This is a genomic window from Bradyrhizobium sp. S3.7.6 (assembly GCF_054061875.1).
The window spans coordinates 4,730,000-4,753,282 of the sequence record NZ_JBSSEQ010000001.1 but is presented as its reverse complement, the minus strand read 5'-3'; the positions used below and the strand labels follow the sequence as shown (position 1 = coordinate 4,753,282).

The 23,283-nt window shown below is 65.4% G+C and carries 19 protein-coding genes and 2 pseudogenes; 6 read left to right on the top strand and 15 right to left on the bottom strand.

What is annotated here, in order from left to right; translation table 11 throughout:
* Window positions 1–5 precede the first annotated feature (5 nt).
* The 5 genes from ACVJ5M_RS22975 to ACVJ5M_RS22955 are packed head-to-tail and all read left to right on the top strand — an operon-like array spanning window position 6 to window position 4,943.
* Window positions 6–1,292: an ABC transporter substrate-binding protein gene (locus ACVJ5M_RS22975; RefSeq protein ID WP_014494953.1), complete on the top strand. Its 1,287-nt coding sequence runs from the start codon at window positions 6–8 to the stop codon at window positions 1,290–1,292.
* Window positions 1,289–2,209 (top strand): carbohydrate ABC transporter permease, encoded by a 921-nt coding sequence (locus tag ACVJ5M_RS22970; protein WP_071913477.1) that lies wholly within the window; start codon window positions 1,289–1,291, stop codon window positions 2,207–2,209. The genes ACVJ5M_RS22975 and ACVJ5M_RS22970 overlap by 4 nt, the downstream gene beginning before the upstream one ends.
* On the top strand, window positions 2,202–3,059 hold the full coding sequence (locus ACVJ5M_RS22965; RefSeq protein WP_354097660.1) for a carbohydrate ABC transporter permease: 858 nt from the start codon (window positions 2,202–2,204) through the stop codon (window positions 3,057–3,059). Before ACVJ5M_RS22970 ends, ACVJ5M_RS22965 begins: the two co-directional genes overlap by 8 nt.
* Before the next feature lie 10 nt (window positions 3,060–3,069).
* Window positions 3,070–4,179, top strand: coding sequence for an ABC transporter ATP-binding protein (locus tag ACVJ5M_RS22960; RefSeq protein ID WP_354097661.1), 1,110 nt, complete (start codon window positions 3,070–3,072; stop codon window positions 4,177–4,179).
* Window positions 4,176–4,943 (top strand): SDR family NAD(P)-dependent oxidoreductase, encoded by a 768-nt coding sequence (locus tag ACVJ5M_RS22955; protein ID WP_354097662.1) that lies wholly within the window; start codon window positions 4,176–4,178, stop codon window positions 4,941–4,943. The genes ACVJ5M_RS22960 and ACVJ5M_RS22955 overlap by 4 nt, the downstream gene beginning before the upstream one ends.
* A gap of 101 nt (window positions 4,944–5,044) precedes the next feature.
* Here the strand turns inward: ACVJ5M_RS22955 and lpxB are convergent, their stop codons facing one another.
* From lpxB to lpxA, 3 genes are read right to left on the bottom strand one after another with little or no spacing between them, the layout of a single operon-like run.
* The gene (gene lpxB, locus ACVJ5M_RS22950) at window positions 5,045–6,223 is read right to left on the bottom strand and encodes a lipid-A-disaccharide synthase (RefSeq protein ID WP_354097663.1); all 1,179 of its coding nucleotides are present in this window, start codon (window positions 6,221–6,223) and stop codon (window positions 5,045–5,047) included.
* Window positions 6,220–7,077 (bottom strand): LpxI family protein, encoded by an 858-nt coding sequence (locus tag ACVJ5M_RS22945; protein ID WP_085404739.1) that lies wholly within the window; start codon window positions 7,075–7,077, stop codon window positions 6,220–6,222. Before ACVJ5M_RS22945 ends, lpxB begins: the two co-directional genes overlap by 4 nt.
* 19 nt (window positions 7,078–7,096) lie before the next feature.
* Window positions 7,097–7,891, bottom strand: coding sequence for an acyl-ACP--UDP-N-acetylglucosamine O-acyltransferase (gene lpxA, locus ACVJ5M_RS22940; protein WP_354097664.1), 795 nt, complete (start codon window positions 7,889–7,891; stop codon window positions 7,097–7,099).
* A gap of 277 nt (window positions 7,892–8,168) precedes the next feature.
* On the opposite strand from lpxA, the pseudogene ACVJ5M_RS22935 reads away from it, so the two are divergent.
* Window positions 8,169–8,491: pseudogene (locus ACVJ5M_RS22935) on the top strand (KTSC domain-containing protein).
* 24 nt (window positions 8,492–8,515) lie between these two features.
* Here ACVJ5M_RS22935 and fabZ read toward each other — a convergent pair.
* The 12 genes and pseudogenes from fabZ to ACVJ5M_RS22875 form a co-directional block, all read right to left on the bottom strand.
* A complete protein-coding gene (gene fabZ / locus ACVJ5M_RS22930; RefSeq protein ID WP_028151691.1) occupies window positions 8,516–8,977 on the bottom strand; it encodes a 3-hydroxyacyl-ACP dehydratase FabZ in 462 nt (153 codons plus the stop codon).
* Window positions 8,974–10,041, bottom strand: coding sequence for a UDP-3-O-(3-hydroxymyristoyl)glucosamine N-acyltransferase (lpxD, locus tag ACVJ5M_RS22925; RefSeq protein ID WP_085404573.1), 1,068 nt, complete (start codon window positions 10,039–10,041; stop codon window positions 8,974–8,976). Before lpxD ends, fabZ begins: the two co-directional genes overlap by 4 nt.
* Window positions 10,042–10,169: 128 nt before the next feature.
* Window positions 10,170–12,710, bottom strand: coding sequence for an outer membrane protein assembly factor BamA (gene bamA / locus ACVJ5M_RS22920; protein ID WP_135213814.1), 2,541 nt, complete (start codon window positions 12,708–12,710; stop codon window positions 10,170–10,172).
* Between the two features lie 174 nt (window positions 12,711–12,884).
* Window positions 12,885–14,036 (bottom strand): RIP metalloprotease RseP, encoded by a 1,152-nt coding sequence (gene rseP, locus ACVJ5M_RS22915; RefSeq protein ID WP_028151694.1) that lies wholly within the window; start codon window positions 14,034–14,036, stop codon window positions 12,885–12,887.
* 44 nt (window positions 14,037–14,080) lie between these two features.
* Window positions 14,081–15,305: pseudogene (gene dxr / locus ACVJ5M_RS22910) on the bottom strand (1-deoxy-D-xylulose-5-phosphate reductoisomerase).
* Window positions 15,306–15,309: 4 nt separating this feature from the next.
* Window positions 15,310–16,152, bottom strand: coding sequence for a phosphatidate cytidylyltransferase (locus ACVJ5M_RS22905; protein WP_135213815.1), 843 nt, complete (start codon window positions 16,150–16,152; stop codon window positions 15,310–15,312).
* Window positions 16,149–16,907, bottom strand: coding sequence for an isoprenyl transferase (locus ACVJ5M_RS22900; RefSeq protein ID WP_014494938.1), 759 nt, complete (start codon window positions 16,905–16,907; stop codon window positions 16,149–16,151). Before ACVJ5M_RS22900 ends, ACVJ5M_RS22905 begins: the two co-directional genes overlap by 4 nt.
* 92 nt (window positions 16,908–16,999) lie before the next feature.
* Window positions 17,000–17,563, bottom strand: coding sequence for a ribosome recycling factor (gene frr, locus ACVJ5M_RS22895; protein ID WP_014494937.1), 564 nt, complete (start codon window positions 17,561–17,563; stop codon window positions 17,000–17,002).
* Between the two features lie 63 nt (window positions 17,564–17,626).
* A complete protein-coding gene (pyrH, locus tag ACVJ5M_RS22890) occupies window positions 17,627–18,343 on the bottom strand; it encodes a UMP kinase (protein ID WP_028151698.1) in 717 nt (238 codons plus the stop codon).
* A 60-nt stretch (window positions 18,344–18,403) separates the two neighbouring features.
* Entirely contained in the window at window positions 18,404–19,327 is a 924-nt protein-coding gene (tsf, locus tag ACVJ5M_RS22885; RefSeq protein WP_028169462.1) for a translation elongation factor Ts, read from the bottom strand.
* A gap of 134 nt (window positions 19,328–19,461) precedes the next feature.
* Window positions 19,462–20,457, bottom strand: a complete 996-nt coding sequence (locus tag ACVJ5M_RS22880) for a 30S ribosomal protein S2 (protein ID WP_028151700.1) — start codon at window positions 20,455–20,457, stop codon at window positions 19,462–19,464.
* Window positions 20,458–20,676: 219 nt separating this feature from the next.
* Complete coding sequence (locus tag ACVJ5M_RS22875) at window positions 20,677–23,130, bottom strand: caspase family protein (RefSeq protein WP_283016658.1); 2,454 nt, start codon at window positions 23,128–23,130, stop codon at window positions 20,677–20,679.
* Between the last annotated feature and the right edge of the window lie 153 nt (window positions 23,131–23,283).

Here is a 23,283-nt window from a genome sequence, read left to right as displayed (position 1 = left end):
CTGCCATGCCGATCACGACAACAAGACGCCGTCTGCTCGCTGGATCTGCGGCCGCACTCGCATTACCGGCATTCGCCCGCGCGCAAGGCGCGGCCAAGCCGCGCCTCACCGCGATCTCGCAATGGTCCGCAGGCAGCGATGGCGCGGCGATCACCGCACTCGGCAAGAAATTCGAGGAGAAAGGCGGCGTCTGGCAGCACTCGCCCGTCCCCGGCTTCACCACCGAGATGATGAACAAGCTGCGCGCTCAGATTATCGCCGGCGATCCGCCGGCCTGCTCGCAGCTGAAGGGCCCCGAGATTGCGGCCTGGTCGAAGATCGCCCCGACCGTCGATCTCGACGCCCTCGTCGCGGCCGCCGGCTACGAAAAGGTTGTCGCTCCGGACCTCGCAAAATTGCACAAGCCGGGCGGCAAGTGGATTGCGCTGCCGTTGCAGATCTACAGCACCAACATGCTGTTTCTCTCCAAGCGCGCGATGGACAAGGCCAAGGCCGACAAGGTCCCGGTCACCTGGGCCGACTTCAACGATCTCGCCGACAAGATGAAGGCTGGAGGCATCACCTACCCCATCGCCAACGGCGGCACCCGCCCCGATGACGGGCAGAAATTCGAGGCCTCGTTGGCCGGCATCAGTCCCACGGCATACCGTGCGGCCATCATGAATCTCGACAAGAAGGCCCTGGAGGGCCCCGAGATCAAGGCTGCCTTCGTCCAGGTCCGCAAGATCGCCAACTGGATGGACCCCAACGTCGGCGCCCAACCCTACGCCACCAATTTGAAGCGCTTCGTCGACGGCGACATGGGCATGATGATCATGGGCGGGTGGGCGCAGGGCGTGTTGCGCAACGCCGGTTTCAAGTTCGACGACTTCATGATCACGCCGGGCCCGAGCGACAATGGCAAGCCGGTCTTCCTGTTGAATGCCGACGCCTTCATTTTCTGGCAGCGCAAGGAGCCCGACCTCCAGGCCGGTCAGACGTTGATGGCCCAGCTCGTCATGGATCCGGCGATCCAGACCATGTACTCGCAGATCACGGGATCGATCCCGGTGCGCACCGATGTCGACCTCTCCGGTGAGGGCTGGTCGGACGGTCAACGGCGGACCGCAGCCGCGCTCAAGGACGCTGTCGCCAACAACCAGGCCGTCCTGAGTCTTGCGCACAACATGGCGCAGGAGAACGGCCTGACGGCCGCGATGATCGACGTGCTCACCGAGTATGTGAAGAACAAGACGATCACGCCGGAGCAGGCGGTCACCCGCCTCGCCGAGGCCGTCGAGGGTTCGCGTTGACCGACACCGTCTCCACAGCAACGCGGCCGGCGACGTCTGATGTCGTGCGCCGGCTGCCCGAATACCTAATGATCTGGGTGCCACTGCTGTTGTCGGCTGCGCATCTCATTTCGTTTTCGCTGTGGACGATCTGGATTTCGTTCACGCCCTCCACGCTTGTTCCTGTTACGGGCTGGGTGGGTTTGCGCAACTACAACGCGGTCCTGGCATCGCGGAACTGGCAGATCGCCTTCGACAATCTGCTGCTGTTTGGCAGTGCTTTCGTGCTGCTGAGCTTGATCACCGGCCTTATGCTGGCGATCCTGCTCGATCAGCGCATTCGCGGCGAGAATGTGCTGCGATCCATCTTCCTGTATCCGCTTGCGGTGTCGTTCGTCGTCACCGGCACGGTCTGGAGCTGGCTACTCAATCCCGGCATCGGGATCCAGAAGCTCGTCCATGACCTCGGCTGGACCTCCTTCCGGTTCGACTGGCTGATCGACCGCGACATGGCGATCTGGACGATCGTGATTGCTGCGATCTGGCAATCCTCCGGCTTCGCCATGGCGCTCTTCCTCGCCGGCCTTCGGTCCGTCGATTCCGACATCATCAAGGCCGCCCAGATCGACGGCGCCGGACCGGTCCGAACCTATTGGCGGGTCATTCTGCCGACGCTCTGGCCGATCACCATCACCGTCGTCGTCGTCCAGTTGCAATTCGCGATTTCAGCCTTCGACCTCGTCCGTGCGCTCACCAATGGCGGGCCGGGGATCGCGACCCAGCTGCCGGCCCTTGTCGTCTACGACCTCATGTTCCAGCGCAGCCAGCTCGGCCGGGGTGCCGCGGCGGCGGTGCTCATGCTGCTCATTCTACTCGCGGTGCTGCTACCCTATGCGGCGTGGCGTTATGTCCAGCGAAGGCAGGCCACTCATGCGTGACCGCAGCTTCGCACCCAGCCGAATTCTGATCTATCTCGTCGTGATATTGTTCGCTGCGGCCTATCTCGCGCCACTCGTTGTTGTCGTCCTGAACTCTCTCCGCACCAACGAGGAGATCGCGCAGGGTTCGATGATCGGCTGGCCGCAACATTTGGCCTGGAGCAACTACGCCAAGGCCTGGAGCGGTTTCTGCGTCGCCGAGACCTGCGCCGGCATCCGGCCGTACATGCTGAACTCCGCGCTCGTCACCATCCCGGCGACGATTTTCTCGACCCTGCTCGGCGCTGTCGCCGGTTACGCCGTGTCGCTCTGGCGCTTTCGTGGCGATAACTGGATCTACGGCATCGTGACCCTCGGCCTCTTCCTTCCCCAGCAGATGCGCCTGCTTCCCTGGACCATCGTGCTGCGGGACACCGGTCTCATCAACACGCTGACGGGCCTCGTGCTGATTCACACGATCCAGGGGCTCTCCTTCACCACACTGTTCTGCCGAAACTACTATGTCGCCATTCCACACGAGTTGATCAGGGCCGCACGCATCGATGGCGCCGGGTTCTTTCGTATTTTCTGGCGCATCATCCTGCCGCTCTCGGCTCCTATTCTGATCGTCACCGTGATCTGGCAATTCACGCATATCTGGAACGAGTTCCTCTATGGCGTGACATTCACCACCGGCCAGCAGCAGCCCGTCACGGCCGCGCTCATCGCGCTCTCTGCCGCAATTGCGGACATTCCGCAGCATGGCGTGCAGAGCGCCGCGGTGATCATCGCGGCGCTGCCCACTTTGCTGATCTATCTCCTCGGCGGACGGTACTTCGTGCGCGGCCTGACCGCCGGCGCAGTGAAATGATGGGGTCGTCATGGCAGCACTGAGCATTCGCACCCTGTCCAAGCGCTACGCCAATCTGGAGGTGCTGAAGGGGATCAACCTCGACATCGAGAGCGGCGAGTTCACCGTGCTGGTCGGGCCATCCGGCTGTGGCAAGTCCACCCTGCTCAACATCGTCGCCGGGCTCGATCGTCCGAGTGACGGAACGATCGAGATCGGCGGACGCGTCGTCAACGACGTCCCGCCCAAGGATCGTGACATCGCCATGGTGTTCCAGTCCTACGCGCTCTATCCGTCGATGACGGTGCGCCAGAACATCACCTTCGGCATGGAATGCCGTCACGTTCCGAAGGCGGAGCAGGAGAAGGCGCTGGCGAATGTGGCGCGCCTCCTTCAGATCGAGCCCCTGCTCGGCCGCAAGCCGTCGCAGCTGTCCGGCGGCCAGCGCCAGCGCGTGGCGATGGGCCGGGCGCTGGTGCGCGATCCCCTGCTCTTCCTGTTCGACGAGCCGCTCTCCAACCTCGATGCGAAGTTGCGCGTCGAGATGCGGATGGAGATCAAGCGGCTGCACCAGCGCATCGGCGCCACCATCGTCTATGTCACCCACGATCAGATCGAGGCGATGACGATGGCAACGCGAATCGCCGTGATGCATCGGGGCGTGGTGCAGCAGTTCGCCGATCCGGACACCGTGTACCGCTATCCGGCCAATCTGTTCGTCGCCCGCTTCATGGGTTCGCCGCCGATGAACACCATGCCGGGGCGGCTCGAGGCCGATAGCGGCGGACCTGTGGCCGTAATCGGCGCGGGGCGACCCGACGAGGTTCGTCTGCGCCTGCATGGACACGACGCGGCAACATCTTATCTCGGCCGCGAGGTGGTCGTCGGGATCAGGCCGGAATGCATCGCCGAGGCCAGCCGCGTCTTTTCCGGCGAGGCGCCCGTCCTCGTCGACGCGCCGGTCGAGATGATCGAGCCGACCGGCGCCGAGACAATCGTGCTGCTGCGTCTCGGCGGCGAGACTGCACTGGCGCGCATCACCCCGGATATCCGTCCGGCGCCCGGCGCGACCGCCACCTTTGCGCTCGACACGCGGCGCATTTGCCTGTTCGATCCCGAAACGGAGCGGCTGATCGCATGACCCGGACCATCTATCCCAGCCTTGCCGGCCGCGTGGTGTTGATCACCGGTGGCGCCAGCGGCATCGGTGCCGTCTTCGTACGCGCCTTCGCGACCCTGGGCGCCCGTGTCGCCTTCCTCGACATTGATGCGAGCGCCGGCGAAGCGCTGGTGCGGGACGTCGCGGCCACATCCGGCTCCACGCCTCTGTTTGTGCCCTGCGACCTCCTCGACATCGGCGCCTTGCGCGCTGCGATGGCGCGGGTGCACGGATCGCTCGGCGATGCCGCAGTCCTCGTCAACAATGCCGCCAACGACCAGCGTCAGGTGCTGGCCGAGGTGACGCCGGCCGAATTCGACTGGACGATCGGCGTCAATCTCAAGCACGTCTTCTTTGCGGCCCAGGCGGTGGTGCCGCAGATGCAGGCGCGCGGCGGCGGCTCGATCATCAACATGTCGTCGGTGGCGTGGATCCGCGGCGCGCCGGCGCTGCCGGTCTATGCCGCGGCGAAGGCGGCGATCGTCGGCTTCACCAACTCGCTGGCCAGGTCAGTCGGCCCCGACCGCATTCGCGTCAACGCGATCGCGCCCGGCATGGTGATCACCGAGCGCCAGCGCCGGCTCTGGTTTCCGGATGAGCAGAAGATCTCCGAGCTGCGCACCCGCCAGGCCGTTCCCGATGCGGTGACGCCGGAGGACATCGCCAGCATGGCGCTGTTTCTCGCATCGGACGAGAGCCAGCGTATCACCAGCCAGTGTTTTCGCGTCGATGGCGGCCTCGCCTAGGACCGTAGGGTGGGCAAAGCGCAGCGTGCCCACCACCTCTCCGCAACCGAGAAAGAAATGGTGGGCGCGCTTTCGCTTTGCCCACCCTGTGAAGCCGTCTGTTACCGCCTGCCCTTGCGCATCGTCGCGAGCACGATGTCGGCAGCGAGTACGCTCGGCGATTTGTTGCCGGTGGACATGATGGTGTCGAGCCGTGCGAAGGCCTCAACCTGTCGTTTGCGCAGCGGCGTGTCCGTGAGCAGCTCCGACAGTGCCGGCGCCAGCTTCTCCGATACGCAGTCCTCCTGCAAGAACTCCGGAATGACATCCTCGCCGATCACGAGATTGGCGAGGATCACCGAGGAGACGCGGATCGCGCGGCGCAGGATGAAGGCTTCGATCGCGCCGACGCGATAGGCCGTCACCATCGGAATGCCGGACAGCGCAAGTTCCAGCGTCACAGTGCCGGATTTGGCCAGTGCCGCGCGCGCGGTTCGGAACGCGGCGCGCCTCTCGGTTTCGCCGACCACGATTTGCGGCTTGACCGGCCAGCTCGCGGTGCCTTCGCGGATGGTGGCTTCGAGATGCGGCATGGTTGGCAGCTTCAGTTCGAAGGCGCGGCCTTCGGCCTGGAGCCGTCCGAGCGTCGCGCCAAACACGTCAAGATGGTGCCTGATCTCGCTGCGGCGGCTGCCGGGCAGCACCAGAAGAACCGGCGGCTCGGCATCGCGGCGCCGCTGCTCCTCCGCGTTTGGCCGCAGCAACGGCAATTGCTCGATCAGGGGATGGCCGACATAGCTGCATGGCGGTCCGCTCAGCTTGCGGTATTCCTCCGGCTCGAACGGCAACAGGCCAAGCACATGATCGACGTAGCCGAGCATGGTCCGCGCCCGTCCCGGCCGCCAGGCCCAGAGCTGCGGCGAGACATAGTCGACGACTGGGATCGCGGAATTCTTCGCACGCACGCGGCGGGCAACGCGATGGGTGAAATCGGGGCTGTCGATGATGACGAGCGCGTCGGGCGCAGCCTCCAGCACGGCATCCACGGTCTGGCGGATCAGCCGCAATATCTTCGGCAATTGCTGCACCACTGCGGCAAAGCCGACGATCGAGAGCTCCTCGATCGGAAACAGCGTCTCGAGCCCCTCGCGCGCCATGGTCCGGCCGCCGACACCCACGAACTGCACGCCGTCGCCGAGCCGCTGGCGCAACACTTTCATCAAGGCGCTGCCGAGCCGGTCGCCGGATTCCTCCGTCGCGATCAGGAAGATCTTCCGCTTGGGATCGCGGCTCTGCATCATGCCGTCAGGCCGATGACGAAGAGATATTTGGCGTCGGCGAGCGAGATCATCGCCTGCGGCTCGGCGGCGATGGTGTTGCCGGCGACGACGGCGATGCCGGCCAGTCCAGCGCGGGCGACGCCCTCGAGGGTACGCGGGCCGATCGTCGGCAGGTCGAAGCGCAAATCCTGCCCGCTCTTCGGCACCTTCACCAGCACCCCGCGTCCTGTCGCAGCGCGGATGCGACCTTCCTCGCGCAGGCGTGCCACGCGCGAGAGCAGCGCGTCGGTGCCCTCGATATCCTCGATCGCCACTACATGGCCGTCGATCACGACCGCGGCCTGGCCGATGTCGAACGGGCCGAGCGCGGTCAGCACCGCGCGGCCGCGCTCGATGTCGGCCTTGCTGTTGTCGTTCGGCCAGGCGCGGCTGATGCAGCCCTCGGGCATCAGCAGATCCGGCGCAACATCCTTGATGCCGACCATGCGAAAGCCGCCCTGCTCGAGAATGCGCCCGACCCCGGACAATAGATGATCGTCGCCGCCGCGGAAGGCACGGATGACGTTGCCGAGCAGGCGCAGTGTCGTGACGTCGAACCTTATTTCGGACAGCGCGGGCCGCACCAATGTGCCGATGAAGATCAGATCGCGGCAGCCCTCCTCGCGGAACAGCCGCATGGCGCGGCCGAGCTGGCCGACCGAGATCCAGCGATGGCGGAATTGCTCCACCCGCGTCGGATCGCAGGCACCGCGCAGCGGGAACAGCACCGGCGTGATGCCGCGCGCGGCAAGCGAATCGGCGACTGCGAACGGCATGGCGCCGCCGCCGGCGACGACGCCGACCGGCGACGAAATCTCCGAAGCCGCCGATGTCATGCCCGCGGCCATCCCGAAATCACTTCTCGATGGCGGGAAGACAGATCGGGCGATGCTTGCGCTTGCCGATGAAGTCGAGGATCTCGGCAATCGCGGGGTCTTCGCCCGCGAGCGGCTGGGCCGCCGCGAGCCGCTCGGCGAACGTGCCGGGGCCGTGGAAGAGTTTTTGGTAGAACGATTGCACGGTCGCGCGCCGCTGCTTGGTGAACTGCCGCCGCTTCATCCCGATGAGATTGAGGCCTTCCAGCGCCGCATACTGGCCGTTGGCGAGGCCGAACGGAATGATGTCGTCGCGCACGCCCGAGAGGCCGCCGACCATCACCTGCGGGCCGATGCGCGTGAGTTGATGCACCGCCGACAGGCCGCCGATATAGACGAAATCGCCGATCTCGCAGTGGCCGCCGAGCGTCGCCGAGGTCGCGAAGATCACGCTGTTGCCGACCATGCAGTCATGGCCGACATGGCTGTTGTTCATGAAGTAGCCGCCGTTGCCGACGCGCGTCAGCCCGCCGCCCTTGATGGTGCCGACATTCATCGTCGCGCCTTCGCGGATGGTGCAGCCGGAACCGACCTCCAGCCTGGTCGGCTCGCCCTTGTAGCTGAGATCCTGGGGCGCGCCGCCCAGCACCGCGAAGGGCGAGATCACGCAGCCGTCGCCGACCGAGGTGTGGCCGATGACCGTGACCTGTCCGATCAGCTTGCAGTTAGCGCCGATCACGGCATTCGGACCGATGATGCAGAAGGGTCCGATCTCGGTACCCTCGCCGATCACGGCGCCGTCCTCGACCCGTGCGGTGGGATCAATCTTACTCATCAAGCAATCTGACTCATCAAGAAGGTCTGATTATGTGTTGAAGTCGCTCGGTTTTCCGGTGGTTAGCGCGACTATGCCCGATCTGTCCAGTGACGTATCATCTCGGCCTGTTTCAGGCACCGGATGAGCCGGCCGTCTTAAAGCCCGATGAGATTGGGATGAATCGTCGTCGCGCTTCAGGCTATTGTTTGAGCATGATCCTTTCGGAAAACCGCTGCAGACTTTTCCGGATCATGCTCTAGCCCTTCAACGCCTTCATGTGGAGCTTGAAGTCATCGTGGTCAGGGCCCTGGCAGTTCTGCTTGCACAGCTCGTAGCTGCCCCGATCGTCTCCGAGACGGTCGAGACCGGCGAACGCCGCTTCGTCGATCTCGGGACGTTCGAGTGCCGCGACATCACCCGCAGCACAGTGCTTCAGCGGGTCTGCTACGACCGCGCGCGGCGGGACCTCATCGTCGCGATCGACGGCCAATATGACCGCTATTGCGGGGTTGCGGCCGAGACGGTCGACAGCCTGCTCGGCGCGCCGTCCATGGGCCAGTTCTTCAACCGGAATATCGGACGCGAGACGCCGGCGGCCGTTACGGCTGCGGCGCATAATCCATTTCCGCTGGCCTGAGCCGCTCAGTCCGTCAGCATGGCCCCGACGTCGGCTTCAGCAACGATCTGTCCGTTGACCTTGGCGTCGCCGTGAAACCACCACATCGCCTTGCGGCGGCCGATCGAACGCATGTGATATTCGATGGTGTCGCCGGGCAGCACCGGCTTGCGGAACTTGCACTTGTCGATGGTGAGGAAATACACCGCGCGCGGCTTCTCGGTGCCCTCGACCGAGGTGATGCCGATCACGCCCGCGGTCTGCGCCATCGCTTCGATCATCATCACGCCGGGATAGACCGGGCGCTCCGGGAAATGCCCCTGGAAGGCCGGCTCGTTGAAGGTGACGTTCTTGATGCCGATGCCGCTGTAATCGGCGCGGATATTGATCACACGGTCGATCAGCAGCATCGGGAAACGGTGCGGCAGAGTCCGGAGGATCGCGTTGATATCCACCAGCTCGAATTTGATCGGTGATTCCTCCGTCATTCCCGTCCCTCGTTCTTCGGATCGGCCCTGCTGTCGCGTACCAGGCGCTCCACCGCGATAATTTCCTTGAACCACTGCTTGGTCGGCTTGGCGAAAAAGCCGCCCCAGCGCCCGTTCGGCGGGATGTCGTCCTTGACGCCGCTCATCGCGGTGACCTGGGCCCCATCGCCGATCTTGAGGTGATTGTTGATGCCAACCTTTGCTCCCAGCGCCACGTTGTCGCCAATCGTCAGGCTGCCTGCGAGCCCGATCTGGGCCGCCAGCAGGCAGTTCCGACCGATGGTCACATTGTGGCCGATCTGGACCTGGTTGTCGATTTTGGTGCCCTCCCCGATCACGGTGTCGCGCAGGGAGCCGCGATCGATGGTGGTGCCGGCGCCGACTTCCACATTGTTCTGGATCAGCACGCGGCCGGTCTGGGGCACCTTGAGATGGCCCTCGGGGCCGAAGAAGATGAAGCCATAGCCGTCCTGGCCGATCGAGCAGCCGGGATGGATCAGCACGTTGTTGCCGATCAGCGCGCACTGGATGGCCGTGCGGGCGCCGACATTGCAGTCCCGGCCGATCTTGACGCCGGGACCGATGACCACGCCGGCCCCGATCACGGTGCCACTGCCGATCTCGACGTCAGGGCCGATGACGGTCAGGGGATCGACGATGACGTCGTCCTCCAGCCGGGCCGAGGGATCGATGATGGCCGACGGGGCGATGCCGTCATTACCGACCCAGGACTGCGGGCGCAGCGCATCGCCGTGCCATTCCCGGGCGAGCCCGACAAAGGCGCGGAACGGCTGCGCCACCCGCAGCACGGCCACATGCGCGGGCACCTGGGCCTCGAAGCGCGGACTCACCAAGCAGGCCCCGGCCTTGGTCGCCTTGAGCTCGTCGGCATATTTGAGGTTGTCGAAGAACGCCAGATGCATCGGGCCGGCTTCGTCGAGCGAAGCAAGACCGGTAATGACGTGACCGCCCCTGGCAGGGTCGACGAGCTGCGCCTTGGTCAGCGCGGCAATGTCAGCCAGCGCCGAGGCCGGCGGCTTTTTGAAGAAGGTCGGCTGCGCCATTCCACCCCATCGCGGTCCGGCTTCGGCATGAAGCGGTCAGGCCGCATCATGCCTTATCTCACGGATTGAGCACGATCTTTTTGGAAACCGGCCCCAACAAGGGGCCGGCTCATGCCCTGCTGATCGAATTAGAACGAGGTGCCGCCGCCGAACCTGAACTGCTGCACGCGATCGAACTGGCCCTTGGTGAGCGGCACGGCGTAGTCGAAGCGCAGCGGACCGAACGGCGACTGCCAGATCAGGCCAATACCAACCGACGAACGGACGACATTGCCGTTGTCATACACCAGGCCGGTACAGGTTCCCGCCGAGGGCGGGTTGACGGTCGACGGCGTACAGTTCGAGTTCCTGGTCGTGGTCATTTCGTTGGTCAGCGACCACGTCGTCGGGCCCTGATAGTCGAAGAGGCCGCCGGCGTCGGCGTAGACCGCGCCCTTCAGACCCACTTCCTTCGGCAGGAACCAGAACGGCATCTGCAATTCGAACGAAGCGCCCCAATATTTGGTACCGCCAAGCGCGTCTTGCGTGCCAAAGGGATTCAAATCGCGCGGACCGATGCCGTTCGGAGCAAAGCCGCGGACCAAGTTCGGGCCCATCTGGAACTGATCCAGCATGCGGATATCGTTGTTGCCGATCTTGTTCAGCATGCCGCCCTGAAGGTGAACGAGGCCGACGATGTCGGACACCAGCGGAGCGTAGTACTTCGCGTCGACGACGGACTTCAGGTAGGTGACGTCGCCGCCCACGCCGGCGAAATCCTGACGGAAGTCGACGAGCAGACCGTCGGTGGGGTTCTTGTTGTTGTCCAGCGTGTTGTAGGTCAGCGTGTAGCCGAGCGCCGAGGTCAGGGTCTTGCCGCCGGCAAGCTCCTTGCGGACCGGCAGCGAGGCTTCGCCGTCGGAGTAGCAGCCGAGACCGCCGGTCGAGGTCAGATCGATCGGCGGCGTTTGCGATGCGGCAAAGGCCGGGCTCGGGTTGAAGGCCGACGAACCGAGGACGTTGTTACAGTTCGCCAGGTAGGACGGCAGCGTGATTTCCTGCTGGTAGATCGAGTAGCGCAGCTGGAGCGACAGATCTTCACGCAGGCTGAAGCCGAGGCGCGGGCTGAAGCCCAGCGTCTTCGTACCGTAGGAGATGTAGCTGTTGGAGAGCTGCTGACGCTGATAGAGGTCGAGACCGAGCGCGACGCGGTAGTCGAGCAGATACGGCTCGACGAACGACAGCGAATAGCCGCGCGCATACTGGCCGTAGGTCACCGACGCCTTGGCGAACAGGCCGCGGCCGAGCAAATTGCGCTCGGAGATCGAGACTTCGGCGAGCGCGCCGTCGGTCGTGGAGTAGCCGCCCGAGACCGAGAAGTCGCCGGTCGATTTCTCTTCGAGATCGACGATCAGGACCACGCGGTCGCTGGAGGAGCCCGGCTCCGTCGTGATCTTCACGCTCTTGAAGTAGTCGAGGTTCTTCAGGCGGCGCTCGGCACGGTCGACCAGCGCGCGGTTGTAGGCATCGCCCTCGGAGATGTCGAACTCGCGGCGGATCACGTAGTCGCGCGTGCGGGTGTTGCCGCGGACGTTGATGCGCTCGATATAGGTGCGCGGGCCCTCGTCGATGTTGAACACGACGGCGACGGTGTGCGCCTCGAAATTGCGGTCGCCGCCGGGACGGACCACGGCGAAGGCATAGCCGCGACGCGACGCCTCGATCTGCATTTCCTCGACCGACTTCTCGACCGATTCGACGTTGTAGAGCGCGCCGACATTGACGCGCGAATAGTTGCGCATCGTGGTCGGATCGAAGTTCGGAATGGAGGAGCGGAAGTCGACGGTGCCGACGCGGTACTGCGAGCCTTCCTCGATCTTGAAGGTGACGTTGAAGCCCTTCTTCTCCGGATCGTATTCGGTGAGCGCGGCGACCACCTGGACGTCGGCGAAACCGTTCTTGAGATAGAAACGGCGAATCAGGTCACGGTCGGCCTCGACGCGATCGGGATCGTAGAGGTCGTTGCTGGCGAGGAAGCTCAGCAGGTTCGATTCGTGCGTCTTGATGACGTCGCGCAGGCGGTAGGACGAGAACGCGTTATTGCCGACGAACTCGATCGACTTGACGCCGGTCTTGGCGCCCTCCTCGACCGTGAAGATCAGGTCGACGCGGTTGTTCGGCTGCTCGATGATCTCGGGCGTGACGCGGACGTCATAGCGACCCGAGCGGCGGTAGATTTCGGCGATTCGCAGGGTGTCGGACTGCACCATGGCGCGGGAGAAGGTGCCGCGCGCCTTGGACTGGACTTCAGCGGTGAGCTGCTCGTCCTTGACCTTCTTATTACCTTCGAACGCGATGCGGCCGATCACCGGGTTTTCCACCACGGAGACGATGATCTGGCCACCGGAACCGCGATTGATTCGCACGTCCTGGAACAGGCCGGTCTCGATCAGGGCCTTCAGGCCGTCATCGATGGCGCCCTGATCCAGGCGGCCACCCGGGCCCGGCTTGAAATAGGAGCGGATCGTCTCCACCTCGACACGGCGATTTCCTTCGACGGAAATCGACTGGACGGTCTGAGCAAGCGCAGACGAAGACACAAAACCAGCCCCAACCGGGGCAAGCACCGGCGCGCCGAACAAGATCAGGGATGCGAGCAAGCCCCCCCGGAGTCGCAGTCCAAACTTCATTGCGCAACGCGCCCTTATCAGTACCAGACCCAACCCCAACGCCGGTCCGGGAGATTCCCCAAGTTCGAAGCCGCTTGTAGCCAATTTCCCCGATGTCGCAAACGGCCGCTGACACCGTAATTTCAATTTCATTCCAAGACGTTGCTCATGAGCAACGCCACAAAAAAGCCCGTATCAGGAAGCTGCCATCCGCAAGATGTCGTTATAGGTGGCAAACACCATCAGCATCAGCACCAAACCGAGCCCGATTCGGAACCCCATCTCCTGAGTCCGCTCGGACAGGGGTCGGCCCCGGACCACCTCCGCCGCGTAGAACATCAGGTGACCGCCATCGAGCAGCGGGATCGGGAACAGGTTCAACAGCCCGATCGACACCGACAGCACCGCGCACAGATTGATCACGAACTGGAACCCGGCGCTGGCCGCCTGCCCCGACATCTTGGCGATGCCGAGCACGCCGCTGACCTCGTTGGGATTGCCTTGTCCGACAAACAGCGAGCCAAGGAACTTGAAGGTGCTGGTGATGATGAACCAGACCTGCTCGACACCGATCTTGAGCGCTTCGCCGACGCCGACCGGCGTGGTCGAGGCCTCGCCGGCCTGGGACTTGTGCTCGACGCCGAGCACGCCGAGGCGGTGGCTGTTGCCAAAGGGATCCTTGCGCTCGAGCAGCGCCGGCGTCGCGGTCAGGGAGACGATGGCGCCGTCCCGCTTGACCTGGAAGGCAAGTGCCGAACCGGCATTCATCGCAACGATTCGCTGCATGTCGGCAAAGCTCTCGATCGGCTTGCCGTCGATCTGCACGACGACGTCGCCGATCTTGAAACCGGCCGTGGCCGCAGCGCCGTCGGCGACCACGCCGTCGACGCGGGCGATCGTGCTCGGCTTTCCGTAATAGAGCGCCATGGCGGCGAAGATCAGCGCGCCCAGGATGAAATTGGCGATCGGTCCGGCCGCGACGATGGCGGCGCGCGGGCCGACCTTCTTGTGATGGAAGCTACCGGCGCGCTCCTCGGCCGTCATGGCCGCAAGTGTCTCGGCCGACGGGGTCGAAGCCTCGCTCTCGTCGCCGAAAAACTTGACGTAGCCGCCGAGCGGGATCGCCGAGATCTTCCAGCGGGTGCCATGGCGGTCGTTGAAGCCGACGAGCTCCGGTCCGAAACCGAGCGAGAAGGTCAGCACCCGAACGCCTGCCCAGCGCGCGACCAGGAAATGGCCGAGCTCATGGAAGAACACGACGATCGTCAGGACGAACAGGAAGGGAACCGCGTAGCCGAGGAGCCCATGGCTCAACGTATTGAAACTATGGACGAAAAAGTCGATCATCGAATTCCCTCATCCAGCGCCGCAAGGCCCTGGCCCCGTGCCATCTAGGATGCCTTTAAGGCAATTTGAGGCAATAGGGCGGCAGCTCTATTTCGCGCAACATGGTCAACAGAGATTGCATCGTCAGCGGACGTCAGGGGAGCCTGGTTCCCGCCGCGAATCCAGTCGTCCAACGTCGCCTCGACCAGCCGCGCGATCGCGCCGAACCGGATCTTGCCGGCGATGAACGCGGCGACCGCAACCTCGTTGGCGGCGTTGTAGACGGTGGTCGCCCCCTTTCCCGGTCCGGAGCGAATCGAAGGCCAGCCGAAGCCCAGGGAAGCGCTCGAAGTCCGGCGCCTCGAAGGTCAGCTGGCCGATCTTGGCCAGATCGAGCTTGGCCGCCGGCCCCTTGATGCGATCGGGCCAGCCGAGGCAGTGCGCGATCGGCGTGCGCATGTCGGGAGAACCGAGCTGGGCCACCACCGAACGGTCGGAGAACTCGACCATGCCGTGGATGATCGACTGCGGATGCACGAGGACGTCGATCTCGTCGGGCGAGAGCGCGAACAGATAGGACGCCTCGATCACCTCGAGGCCCTTGTTCATCATCGAGGCGGAATCGATCGTGATCTTCTGGCCCATGCTCCAGTTCGGATGCTTCAGGGCCTGCTCGAGGGTCGCCTGCTCGATGTCGGCGGGCTTCCAGGTCCGGAACGGCCCACCCGAGGCGGTGATGATGACGCGGACGAGTTCGTCGCGGTTGCCTGAGCCGAGCGCCTGGAACAGCGCATTGTGCTCGGAATCGGCCGGCAGGATGCAGGCGCCCGCTTTCGCCGCGCGCTGCATGAAGAAGTCGCCGGCGCAGACGAGACATTCCTTGTTGGCGAGCGCGACATGCGCGCCGCGATCGACCGCGGCCAGGGCCGGCTTCAGTCCGGCGGCGCCGCTTACGGCGGCCATCACCCAATCGGCCGGACGCGCGCCGGCTTCGATCACAGCGCTTTCGCCCGCGCCGCATTCCGTGCTCGTTCCCGCGAGCGCAGCCTTGAGCTCGGCGAACTTGGACGTGTCGGCGATCGCGACGTAGCGCGCGGAAAACTCCTTGGCGAGCTTGGCCAGCGCTTCGACATTGCCGTTCGCCGTCAAGGCTTCGACGCGATAGCGCTCGGGAGAGGCGCGCAGCAGATCCATCGTGCTGTCGCCGATCGAGCCGGTGGCGCCGAGAACCGTGACACTGCGGACGGTCGACGCCGCAGCCTTGTTGTTACGCAATGGGACCGCGCTCATATCCTCACCAAACCATAAGACCGCTTCCGGCGCTATGCACACCATGGCGGAGAAAGCCGATAATCCATGCCATCAGGATGGCGGCAACAAAACCGTCCAGACGGTCCAGTAGCCCGCCATGGCCGGGAATCAAGTGACTGGAATCCTTGACGCCGAAGCGCCGCTTCACCGCGGATTCGAACAGATCGCCCGCCTGCGATACCACCGACAGGATGGCGCTGACGAGCAGCAGTGGAACCGCCTTTCCGATCCCGCACGCCGCAAAGCCGGCCGCAACCAAAAGGCTCGCCGCAAAGCCGCCGAGCGCCCCGGACCAGGTCTTCTTCGGGCTCACGCGCGGCCATAGTTTCGGTCCGCCAATGCTGCGTCCGGCGAAATAGCCGCCGATATCGGTCGCCCACACCACGAGCAGCACGAACATCAGCGCGGCGAACCCGTTGACGAGATCCTGCCGCACCAGGATCGAGGCCAGCAGCGCCGCCGATGCGTAGGCGAAGCCGGTGGCCGCCCAGATGAACTTGGCCCGCGCGATCAGCGTCACGATTGCGCCGCCGATGAGGCCGGTGATGATCGCGGTCTTGAGCGCGCCGAAGGCGACGCAGGCCCCCATCATGGCAATGACGATCGTCCCTGCCCCGGTCAGTGCAGCAGACCCCGCGCCCACCACCATCAGCCATTCCGCGAACAGCCCGATCGACACCAGGGTGACGAGAAGCGCCCACAGCCAGCCGCCGGCATAAGCGAGTGCAATAGCGAGCGGCGCCAGCACCAGCGCTGCGAGGACTCGCATCACGAGATTGCTCGGGGCAGGCTTCTCGCCCGCTGATGCGGCGTCGGGTTCGCTCACGAGGCGTTTTTCGCGACCAGACCGCCGAAACGGCGCTCGCGTCTGGCGAATTCGGCGATCGCGCCTTCCAGCGCCGCCTTGTCGAAATCGGGCCAGTGGATCGGCACGAAGACCAGCTCGCTGTAGGCGGCCTGCCACATCAGGAAGTTGGACAGCCGCTGCTCGCCGCTGGTGCGGATGATGAGATCGGGATCGGGGATGTCGGGCGCATCGAGATGAGCCCCGATCGTCTCGGCGTCGATCGTTTCAGGGGCGCGCTTGCCGTCTGCGACTTCTCGCGCGAGCTTCTGCGCGGCTTTCGCGATTTCCTGCCGCGAACCGTAATTGAAGGCGACGACCAGCGTCAGGCGCGTGTTGTCGCGCGTCAGCTCCTCGGCCTCGTTGAGGAGTGCACAAATGTCGCTGTCGAGTCCGTCGCGCTCGCCGATGATGCGGACCTTGACGCCGTCGCGGTGCAGGCTCGCGAGATCGTTGCGGATGAAGCGACGCAGGAGACCAAACAGATCGCCGATCTCGCTCGCCGGGCGCGACCAGTTCTCCGAAGAGAAGGAGAAGATGGTGAGATAGCGGATGCCGAGCTCGTGCGAGGCACGCACCACCCGGCGCAGCGCCTCGACACCGCGGCGATGCCCTTCGGCCCGCGGCAGGCCGCGCGCGGCGGCCCAACGCCCGTTGCCATCCATGATGATGGCGACATGCGCAGGCGCGTCGGACCGGTCTGGTCCTTCGGTTGCTGGCGCGGCGGCGTTGGACATGAAGGCGGCCCTAAAGCATGATCCGGACAAGTGCGAAGCGGTTTTCCGAAAGATCATGCGCGAACAATAACCTAAAGCGCGATGATCGCGCTTTAGACGGTGAGGATTTCTTTTTCCTTGGCAGCCAGCAACTGGTCGATCTCGGAGATGGTGCCGTCGGTCGCCTTCTGCACCTCGTCGGCGTGACGCTTCTGATCGTCTTCCGACATCTCGTGATTCTTCTCGAGCTTCTTGAGGACGTCGAGGCCGTCGCGGCGGACGTGACGCGCGGCGACCTTGGCCGCTTCCGCGTATTTGTGCGCGACCTTGACGAGCTCCTTGCGACGCTCCTCGTTGAGCTCGGGGATGCGAAGGCGCAGCACCTGGCCTTCGGTCGCGGGCGACAGGCCGAGATTGGAATCGACTATCGCCTTCTCGACCGGCTTGACCATCGACTTGTCCCAGACCTGCACCGAGATCAGCCGCGGCTCCGGCACGCTGACGGTGGCAAGCTGGTTGAGCGGCATGTGGCTGCCGTAAGCCTCGACCTGCACCGGGTCGAGCATCGAGGCCGACGCGCGCCCCGTGCGCAGGCCGCCAAGCTCGTGCTTGAGGGCCTGGACGGCGCCCTGCATGCGACGCTTCACTTCGTTGAGGTCGAAATTACCCGTGGCCATCACGTTTCTCCTTCAAAATCCCGGCGACCCACTCCGCGCCCCTCAGGCGCGACCGACGAGGCGTCAGCCGGCGACGACGGTTCCGTGGCCGCCGCCACGCAGCACAGCGCCGATCGAACCCGGCTCCGCGATCGAGAATACGATGATAGGCAGCAACGTCTCGCGGGCAAGCGCGAAGGCGGTCGCATCCATCACCTTGTAGCCGCCCTCGATCGCCTGCGAATGCGTCAGCCGGTCGAATCGCGTGGCGGTCGGATCCTTTTTGGGGTCGGCCGAGTAGACGCCGTCGACATTGGTTGCCTTCAGCACAGCCTCGGCTCCGATCTCGGCGGCCCGCAGCACCGCGGTCGTATCGGTGGTGAAGAACGGATTGCCGGTTCCGCCCCCGAGCAGCACGATCCGGCCCTCGGCGAGGTATTTGTGCGCCGCGGTGCGGGTGAACAGCTCGGAGATCTCGGGCATGACGAAGGCCGACAGCGTACGTGCCGGTGTGCCCTTGCGCTCGATCGTCGCCTCCAGCGCGAGGCAGTTCATCATGGTGGCGAGCATGCCCATGGTGTCGCCGGTGGTGCGCGACACCCCTTGCGAGGACACTTCGACGCCGCGCACGATGTTGCCGCCGCCGATCACCACCGCAACCTCGGTGCCGAGCTGGCGGGCGGCGATCAGATCGTCCGCAACCCGGTCGAGGGTCGGCTGATCGATGCCAAAACCCTGCTGCCCCGCGAGATACTCGCCGGACAGCTTGATCACGACGCGACGATAGACCGGATCAGTCATGAGCACTTTCCCCGCCCGGGCGCCGCTTCCGGCGGCAAGCCGGAAGGAACGTACCGGCGCTTACTTCTTGCCGCTGGCCGCTGCGACCTCGGCCGCGAAGTCGCTTTCCTGCTTCTCGATTCCCTCACCGAGAGCATAGCGCACAAAGCCCGCGATCTTCACCGCGCCGCCGACCTTGCCTTCGGCTTCCTTCACCGCCTGCGCCACCGACTTGCCGGTGTCGTGGATGAAGGCCTGCTCGAGCAGGCAGACTTCCTTGTAATAGGTCTTGAGGCCGGACTCGACGATCTTCTCGATCACGTTCTCGGGCTTGCCCTGCTGGCGATATTTGTCGGCGAGCACGTCCTTCTCACGCTTCACGACCGCCGGATCGAGGCCGGACGGCTCGAGCGCGAGCGGGTTGGTGGCCGCGACATGCATCGCGATCTGGCGACCGAGGGCCGCGAGCTCGTCGGCCTTGCCGGGCGATTCGAGCGCGACGATCACGCCCATCTTGCCGGCGCCTTCGACGACGGCGCCGTGGACGTAGCTCGACACGACGCCCTGCGTCACTTCGAGCGAAGCTGCGCGACGCAGCGTCATGTTCTCGCCGATGGTGGCGATCGCGTCGTTGATCGCGGCTTCGATCGTGACGTCACCGACCTTGGCGGCCTTGATCTTCTCGACATCGGCGCCGACGTCGAATGCGACCTGCGCGACCATCTTGACGAGGCCCTGGAACTGACCGTTGCGCGCGACGAAGTCGGTCTCGGAGTTGACCTCGACCACGACGCCCTTGGTGCCCTTGGTGAGCGCGCCGATCAGGCCTTCCGCGGCGACGCGGCCGGACTTCTTGGCGGCCTTCGACAGGCCCTTCTTGCGCAGCCAGTCCTGCGCCGCTTCCATGTTGCCGTCGTTTTCGGTGAGCGCGGCCTTGCAGTCCATCATGCCTGCGCCGGTGGACTCGCGCAGATCCTTGACCATCGCAGCTGTGATCGTTGCCATCGTTGAAAATCCTTCTTGCCTGCCGGTTTGCCGCGGCGTGGCATCAAACAGCCCCGCCGCGGTCCATCTCAGGAATTCGCGTCAACTGAAATGGTGGCCGGACTTATATCCGGCCAACCCATCGCTCTTTTTGACTATTCCGCTTCCGCGGTCAGCGCCTTGGCCTTGGCCACCCAGGCATCCGCACGGCTCGGCAGACCGACTTCTTCGCCGATCTTGTGCGCGGTGTCGTGATCGAGCTCGGCGAGCTGCCAGAAGTGGAAGATGCCGAGGTCGTTGAACTTCTTCTCGATCGCGCCCGACACGCCCGGGAGCTTCTTGAGGTCGTCGGCGGTGCCGCGCGGACCGGCAAGGCCCTGGAAGCCGCTCGAGGAAGCGGCCGGCAGCTCTTCGGCGACCGGACGAGCCGAGGCACCGATGTCGATGCCCGAATCGCCCTGGGCGCGCGAGATGCCGTCGATCGCCGCACGTGCGATCAGGTCGCAATACAGCGCGATCGCGCGGCCGGCATCGTCATTGCCCGGGACCACATAGGTGATGCCCTTGGGATCCGAATTGGTGTCGACGATCGCGGCGACCGGGATGTTGAGCCGCTGGGCTTCCTGGATCGCGATGTCTTCCTTGTTGGTGTCGATCACGAAGATCAGGTCGGGCAGACCGCCCATGTCCTTGATGCCGCCGAGCGAGCGATCGAGCTTGTCGCGCTCGCGCTGAAGCGTCAGGCGCTCCTTCTTGGTGTAGGAGCTGGCGTCGCCGCCGGACAGCACGTCATCGAGATGACGCAGGCGCTTGATCGAGGCCGAGATCGTCTTCCAGTTGGTCAGCGTGCCGCCGAGCCAGCGCGAATTGACGAAATACTGCGCGCAGCGCTTGGCAGCGTCCGCGACGCCGTCCTGCGCCTGGCGCTTGGTGCCGACGAACAGGATGCGGCCGCCCTTGGCGACGGTGTCGCTGACCGCCTGCAAGGCGGTGTGCAGCAACGGCACGGTCTGCGCGAGGTCGACGATGTGGATGTTGTTGCGGGCGCCGAAAATGAACGGTGCCATTTTCGGATTCCAGCGGTGAGACTGGTGACCAAAGTGCACGCCAGCTTCGAGGAGCTGACGCATGGTGAAATCGGGAAGCGCCATAGTTTCAATTCTCCGGTTGGTTCCTCCGGAAACGTGTGAGCAAAACGGAGCGTTCTCGCCCCGGTTGCCACCGGACGGCCTTGTGAGCCATGTTTCCGTGTGAGATGGGGCGCTATATAGCGCCATTTCGGCCAGAAGCAAGGAAATAAGGGCCTTTCGGGGGCTGTTTTCGCCTCCCGAAGGCTCTCTTCCGTAAAGACCACGCCAGCCCGCAAAGACCTAGCACTTGGGCTGGTTCGGCGGGCACTTTTTCGCCGCCGGCGCCGCTGGGTGCGGCGGAGGTGCCGCTGGACGCGGCGGGGGCGCGACGGCCATCCGCGGCGGCGGCGGTGGTGCCGGCCGGGCCATTGGCGGAGGCGCCGGCCGTGCAACGGCCACAGGCGGAGCCGCTCGGGCCGGCGGAGGCGATGCGACATGCGGCGGCGGTGCCGGGCGAGCGGCGGGCGGTGGCGGCGTCGGCCTCGCCACGGCCTGCGGCCGCGATGCTGGAGTTGACGGCGACGGCCGGGCGGCCTGCGCTGGAGGGGTCGCGGGCAAGTTCTGCGGTTTGACCGGCTCGCGCGCGGCCGAGGGCGGCGGCGTGACCGGCTTGCCCGCGGCGCCCGAGGGCGTGCCGGGCGGCGTGCCCGCAGTAGGTGGCGGCGCGCCAGCCGGCTCACGGGTTGCAGACTTGCCGCCAACGGGCGCGCCGGCAGGCGGGGTCTGAGCAACCGGCGGCTTCGGCGGTTGGCCGGGCGCAGCCGGATTCGCGGTGGGCGCAACGGTCGTCGGAGTGCCGGCCGTTGGCGCACCAGGATGGGGCGGCAGCGTTGTGCCGGGCGCAGCCGTGGTCGGCGCCCCCGGATGCGTCGGCGGGAGCCCGCCGGGTGCATTTGCCGTCGGCGCCAAGGGCCTGCCGCCCTGCGGCGTCCCTGCCCCAGCCGGCGGCCCGCCTTGGGCGCCCGGAACCGGCAGCGTATTGGCCTGCGGCAGCCTGGTCGGCGGTGCGGCAGGGGGCGTGCCGGTCGGCGCGACATTGGCCGGCGTCCCGGGAGGCATCCCCGGCCTCGCCGTCGGCTGGACCGTCGCGCTCGGCGGCATCGGCGCCTTGCCCTGCTGGATCAGCGCGGCGCGCTGCGTAGCGGCTTGCGGCAACATTGGCGCTACCGGGTTGGCGCGGTCGGCAATCGCTGGCCTCAGATTGCCGGGCCCGGTCCCTCCTCCCGCTCCTGCGGGCGGGGCGGGCGGCCGGTTGATCACGGTGTTGATGACCGTGGTGTTATGGATGTTGTTGAAGACAATGTTGTTCGGCGGCGGCGCGACATAGATCGGCGGCCTGACGAACACCGGGATCGGCACGAATAGCGGCTGCGGCAGCACGAACAGGCCGACCACGGGCAGCGGCGGCTCGAGCACGATGAAATCCGGCGGCGGCGGCGGCAGATAATAGACCGGCGGCGGCGGTGGCGGCGCGAAGCCGAACACGGGGTCGCCGAACAGCAGCACGGGACGGTCGACATAGACGATCTCCTCGGGCGGCGGCGGCGGCACGTCATAGTCCATCATCGCGAAAGTCGGCGGCGGCTCGAGCGGCGCGGTCAGGATTGCAAGCCTGCGCCGTGCATCGCCGGCATGCGGACCGCGCGAATAACGACGCAGATACGACCAGTAGGCGTCCGGCGTATCGGCGCGATAGGTCCGCCGCCAGGTGATCGCCTCGCGGCGCGCCGCGACGATCGCCATCACGCGCTTCGACATCGGATCACCGGGATAGGCCGCGAGAAATTCTTCATAGGCCGGCAACGTGTCGCGCTCGAGCGCGGCCGCATAGGCGTCCTGCACGCCGAGATCGCGGATCGGCTTGTTGCGGATCGCGGCAACCTGGTCGGGCGCGGCCTCCGGCGGCGGCGCATCGGGCCCGCGCTCGAAGAACGAGAAGGGTGCCGATATCTTCGCCTCGTTCCACGGCACCTGCGCGCCCTTGCTGGCCTCGTTGACGCGCAGACGGACGCGGTCGAACACCTCGGCCAGCGGCAGACCGCCGGTACGGATCATCTCCGCCAGCGATTGCGCATAAATGCCGTACGGGCCGGGCTCTTCCGGCGCGACCGTGCCGGGCGCGGCGTTGAAGGCGATCAGCATGTTCGGATCCGGCTCGACCAGCGCCAGTCCGCTCGCGATCTGCTGGCCGCCCTCGATGAAGGGCTGTGCGCGCGCCGCGTCGAGCACGACGATGTTGGCCTTGAGCGGAATGGAGGCGAGCTGGCGGGCGTAGTCGCTGATCCGCAGGCCTTCGGTCGGAATGTCGGTGTCGCGGACGATGTTGGAATCGACCGGGATGAAATAGTTCTCGCCCGCAAGCTGGACGCCATAGCCGGCAAGATAGATCATCGCGACGGTGCCGGGACCCGAGGCCTGCGCCTTCTGGATGAAATCGCGAAGACTCTTGCGCAGCGTGTCGCCGTCGAGATCGCGCGCGCCGACCACGTCGAAGCCCGCCGCTTGCAGCGTCTGCGCGATCAGGCCGGCATCGTTCGCGGTCGTCGCCAGCGGCGACTTGGCGTAGGCGCCGTTGCCGACCACGAGCGCGATGCGCTTTTCCTGCTGCTGCGCGCGCGCCGGATCAGGCGCGGCCGCAGCGAACGCCAGGATCGGCAAGAGAAAACAGATGAAGGCCTTGTAGGTCCCACGCATGGCTTGCTTGCCCGCTATCGTTGTTGAGCTGCCACCGTACATGAGACGCGCGGCCGGCTGAATGGCTCTTGAACGAAAAGCGCGGATTGAGGCGGCGGCATGGCGCCCCGCCCCATCAAGTCCCTGCGTCAGGCCCGCGTAAGCCTCGCGACC

Excerpts from the sequence above, each read along its gene's own strand:
- ACVJ5M_RS22975 (WP_014494953.1), top strand. The coding sequence starts at position 6 with ATGCCGATCACGACAACAAGACGCCGTCTGCTCGCTGGATCTGCGGCC.
- ACVJ5M_RS22965 (WP_354097660.1), top strand. The coding sequence starts at position 2,202 with ATGCGTGACCGCAGCTTCGCACCCAGCCGAATTCTGATCTATCTCGTC.
- ACVJ5M_RS22960 (WP_354097661.1), top strand. The coding sequence starts at position 3,070 with ATGGCAGCACTGAGCATTCGCACCCTGTCCAAGCGCTACGCCAATCTG.
- ACVJ5M_RS22955 (WP_354097662.1), top strand. The coding sequence starts at position 4,176 with ATGACCCGGACCATCTATCCCAGCCTTGCCGGCCGCGTGGTGTTGATC.
- lpxB (WP_354097663.1), bottom strand. The coding sequence starts at position 6,223 with ATGATGCAGAGCCGCGATCCCAAGCGGAAGATCTTCCTGATCGCGACG.
- ACVJ5M_RS22945 (WP_085404739.1), bottom strand. The coding sequence starts at position 7,077 with ATGACATCGGCGGCTTCGGAGATTTCGTCGCCGGTCGGCGTCGTCGCC.
- lpxA (WP_354097664.1), bottom strand. The coding sequence starts at position 7,891 with ATGAGTAAGATTGATCCCACCGCACGGGTCGAGGACGGCGCCGTGATC.
- fabZ (WP_028151691.1), bottom strand. The coding sequence starts at position 8,977 with ATGACGGAGGAATCACCGATCAAATTCGAGCTGGTGGATATCAACGCG.
- lpxD (WP_085404573.1), bottom strand. The coding sequence starts at position 10,041 with ATGGCGCAGCCGACCTTCTTCAAAAAGCCGCCGGCCTCGGCGCTGGCT.
- bamA (WP_135213814.1), bottom strand. The coding sequence starts at position 12,710 with ATGAAGTTTGGACTGCGACTCCGGGGGGGCTTGCTCGCATCCCTGATC.
- rseP (WP_028151694.1), bottom strand. The coding sequence starts at position 14,036 with ATGATCGACTTTTTCGTCCATAGTTTCAATACGTTGAGCCATGGGCTC.
- ACVJ5M_RS22900 (WP_014494938.1), bottom strand. The coding sequence starts at position 16,907 with ATGTCCAACGCCGCCGCGCCAGCAACCGAAGGACCAGACCGGTCCGAC.
- frr (WP_014494937.1), bottom strand. The coding sequence starts at position 17,563 with ATGGCCACGGGTAATTTCGACCTCAACGAAGTGAAGCGTCGCATGCAG.
- pyrH (WP_028151698.1), bottom strand. The coding sequence starts at position 18,343 with ATGACTGATCCGGTCTATCGTCGCGTCGTGATCAAGCTGTCCGGCGAG.
- tsf (WP_028169462.1), bottom strand. The coding sequence starts at position 19,327 with ATGGCAACGATCACAGCTGCGATGGTCAAGGATCTGCGCGAGTCCACC.
- ACVJ5M_RS22880 (WP_028151700.1), bottom strand. The coding sequence starts at position 20,457 with ATGGCGCTTCCCGATTTCACCATGCGTCAGCTCCTCGAAGCTGGCGTG.
- ACVJ5M_RS22875 (WP_283016658.1), bottom strand. The coding sequence starts at position 23,130 with ATGCGTGGGACCTACAAGGCCTTCATCTGTTTTCTCTTGCCGATCCTG.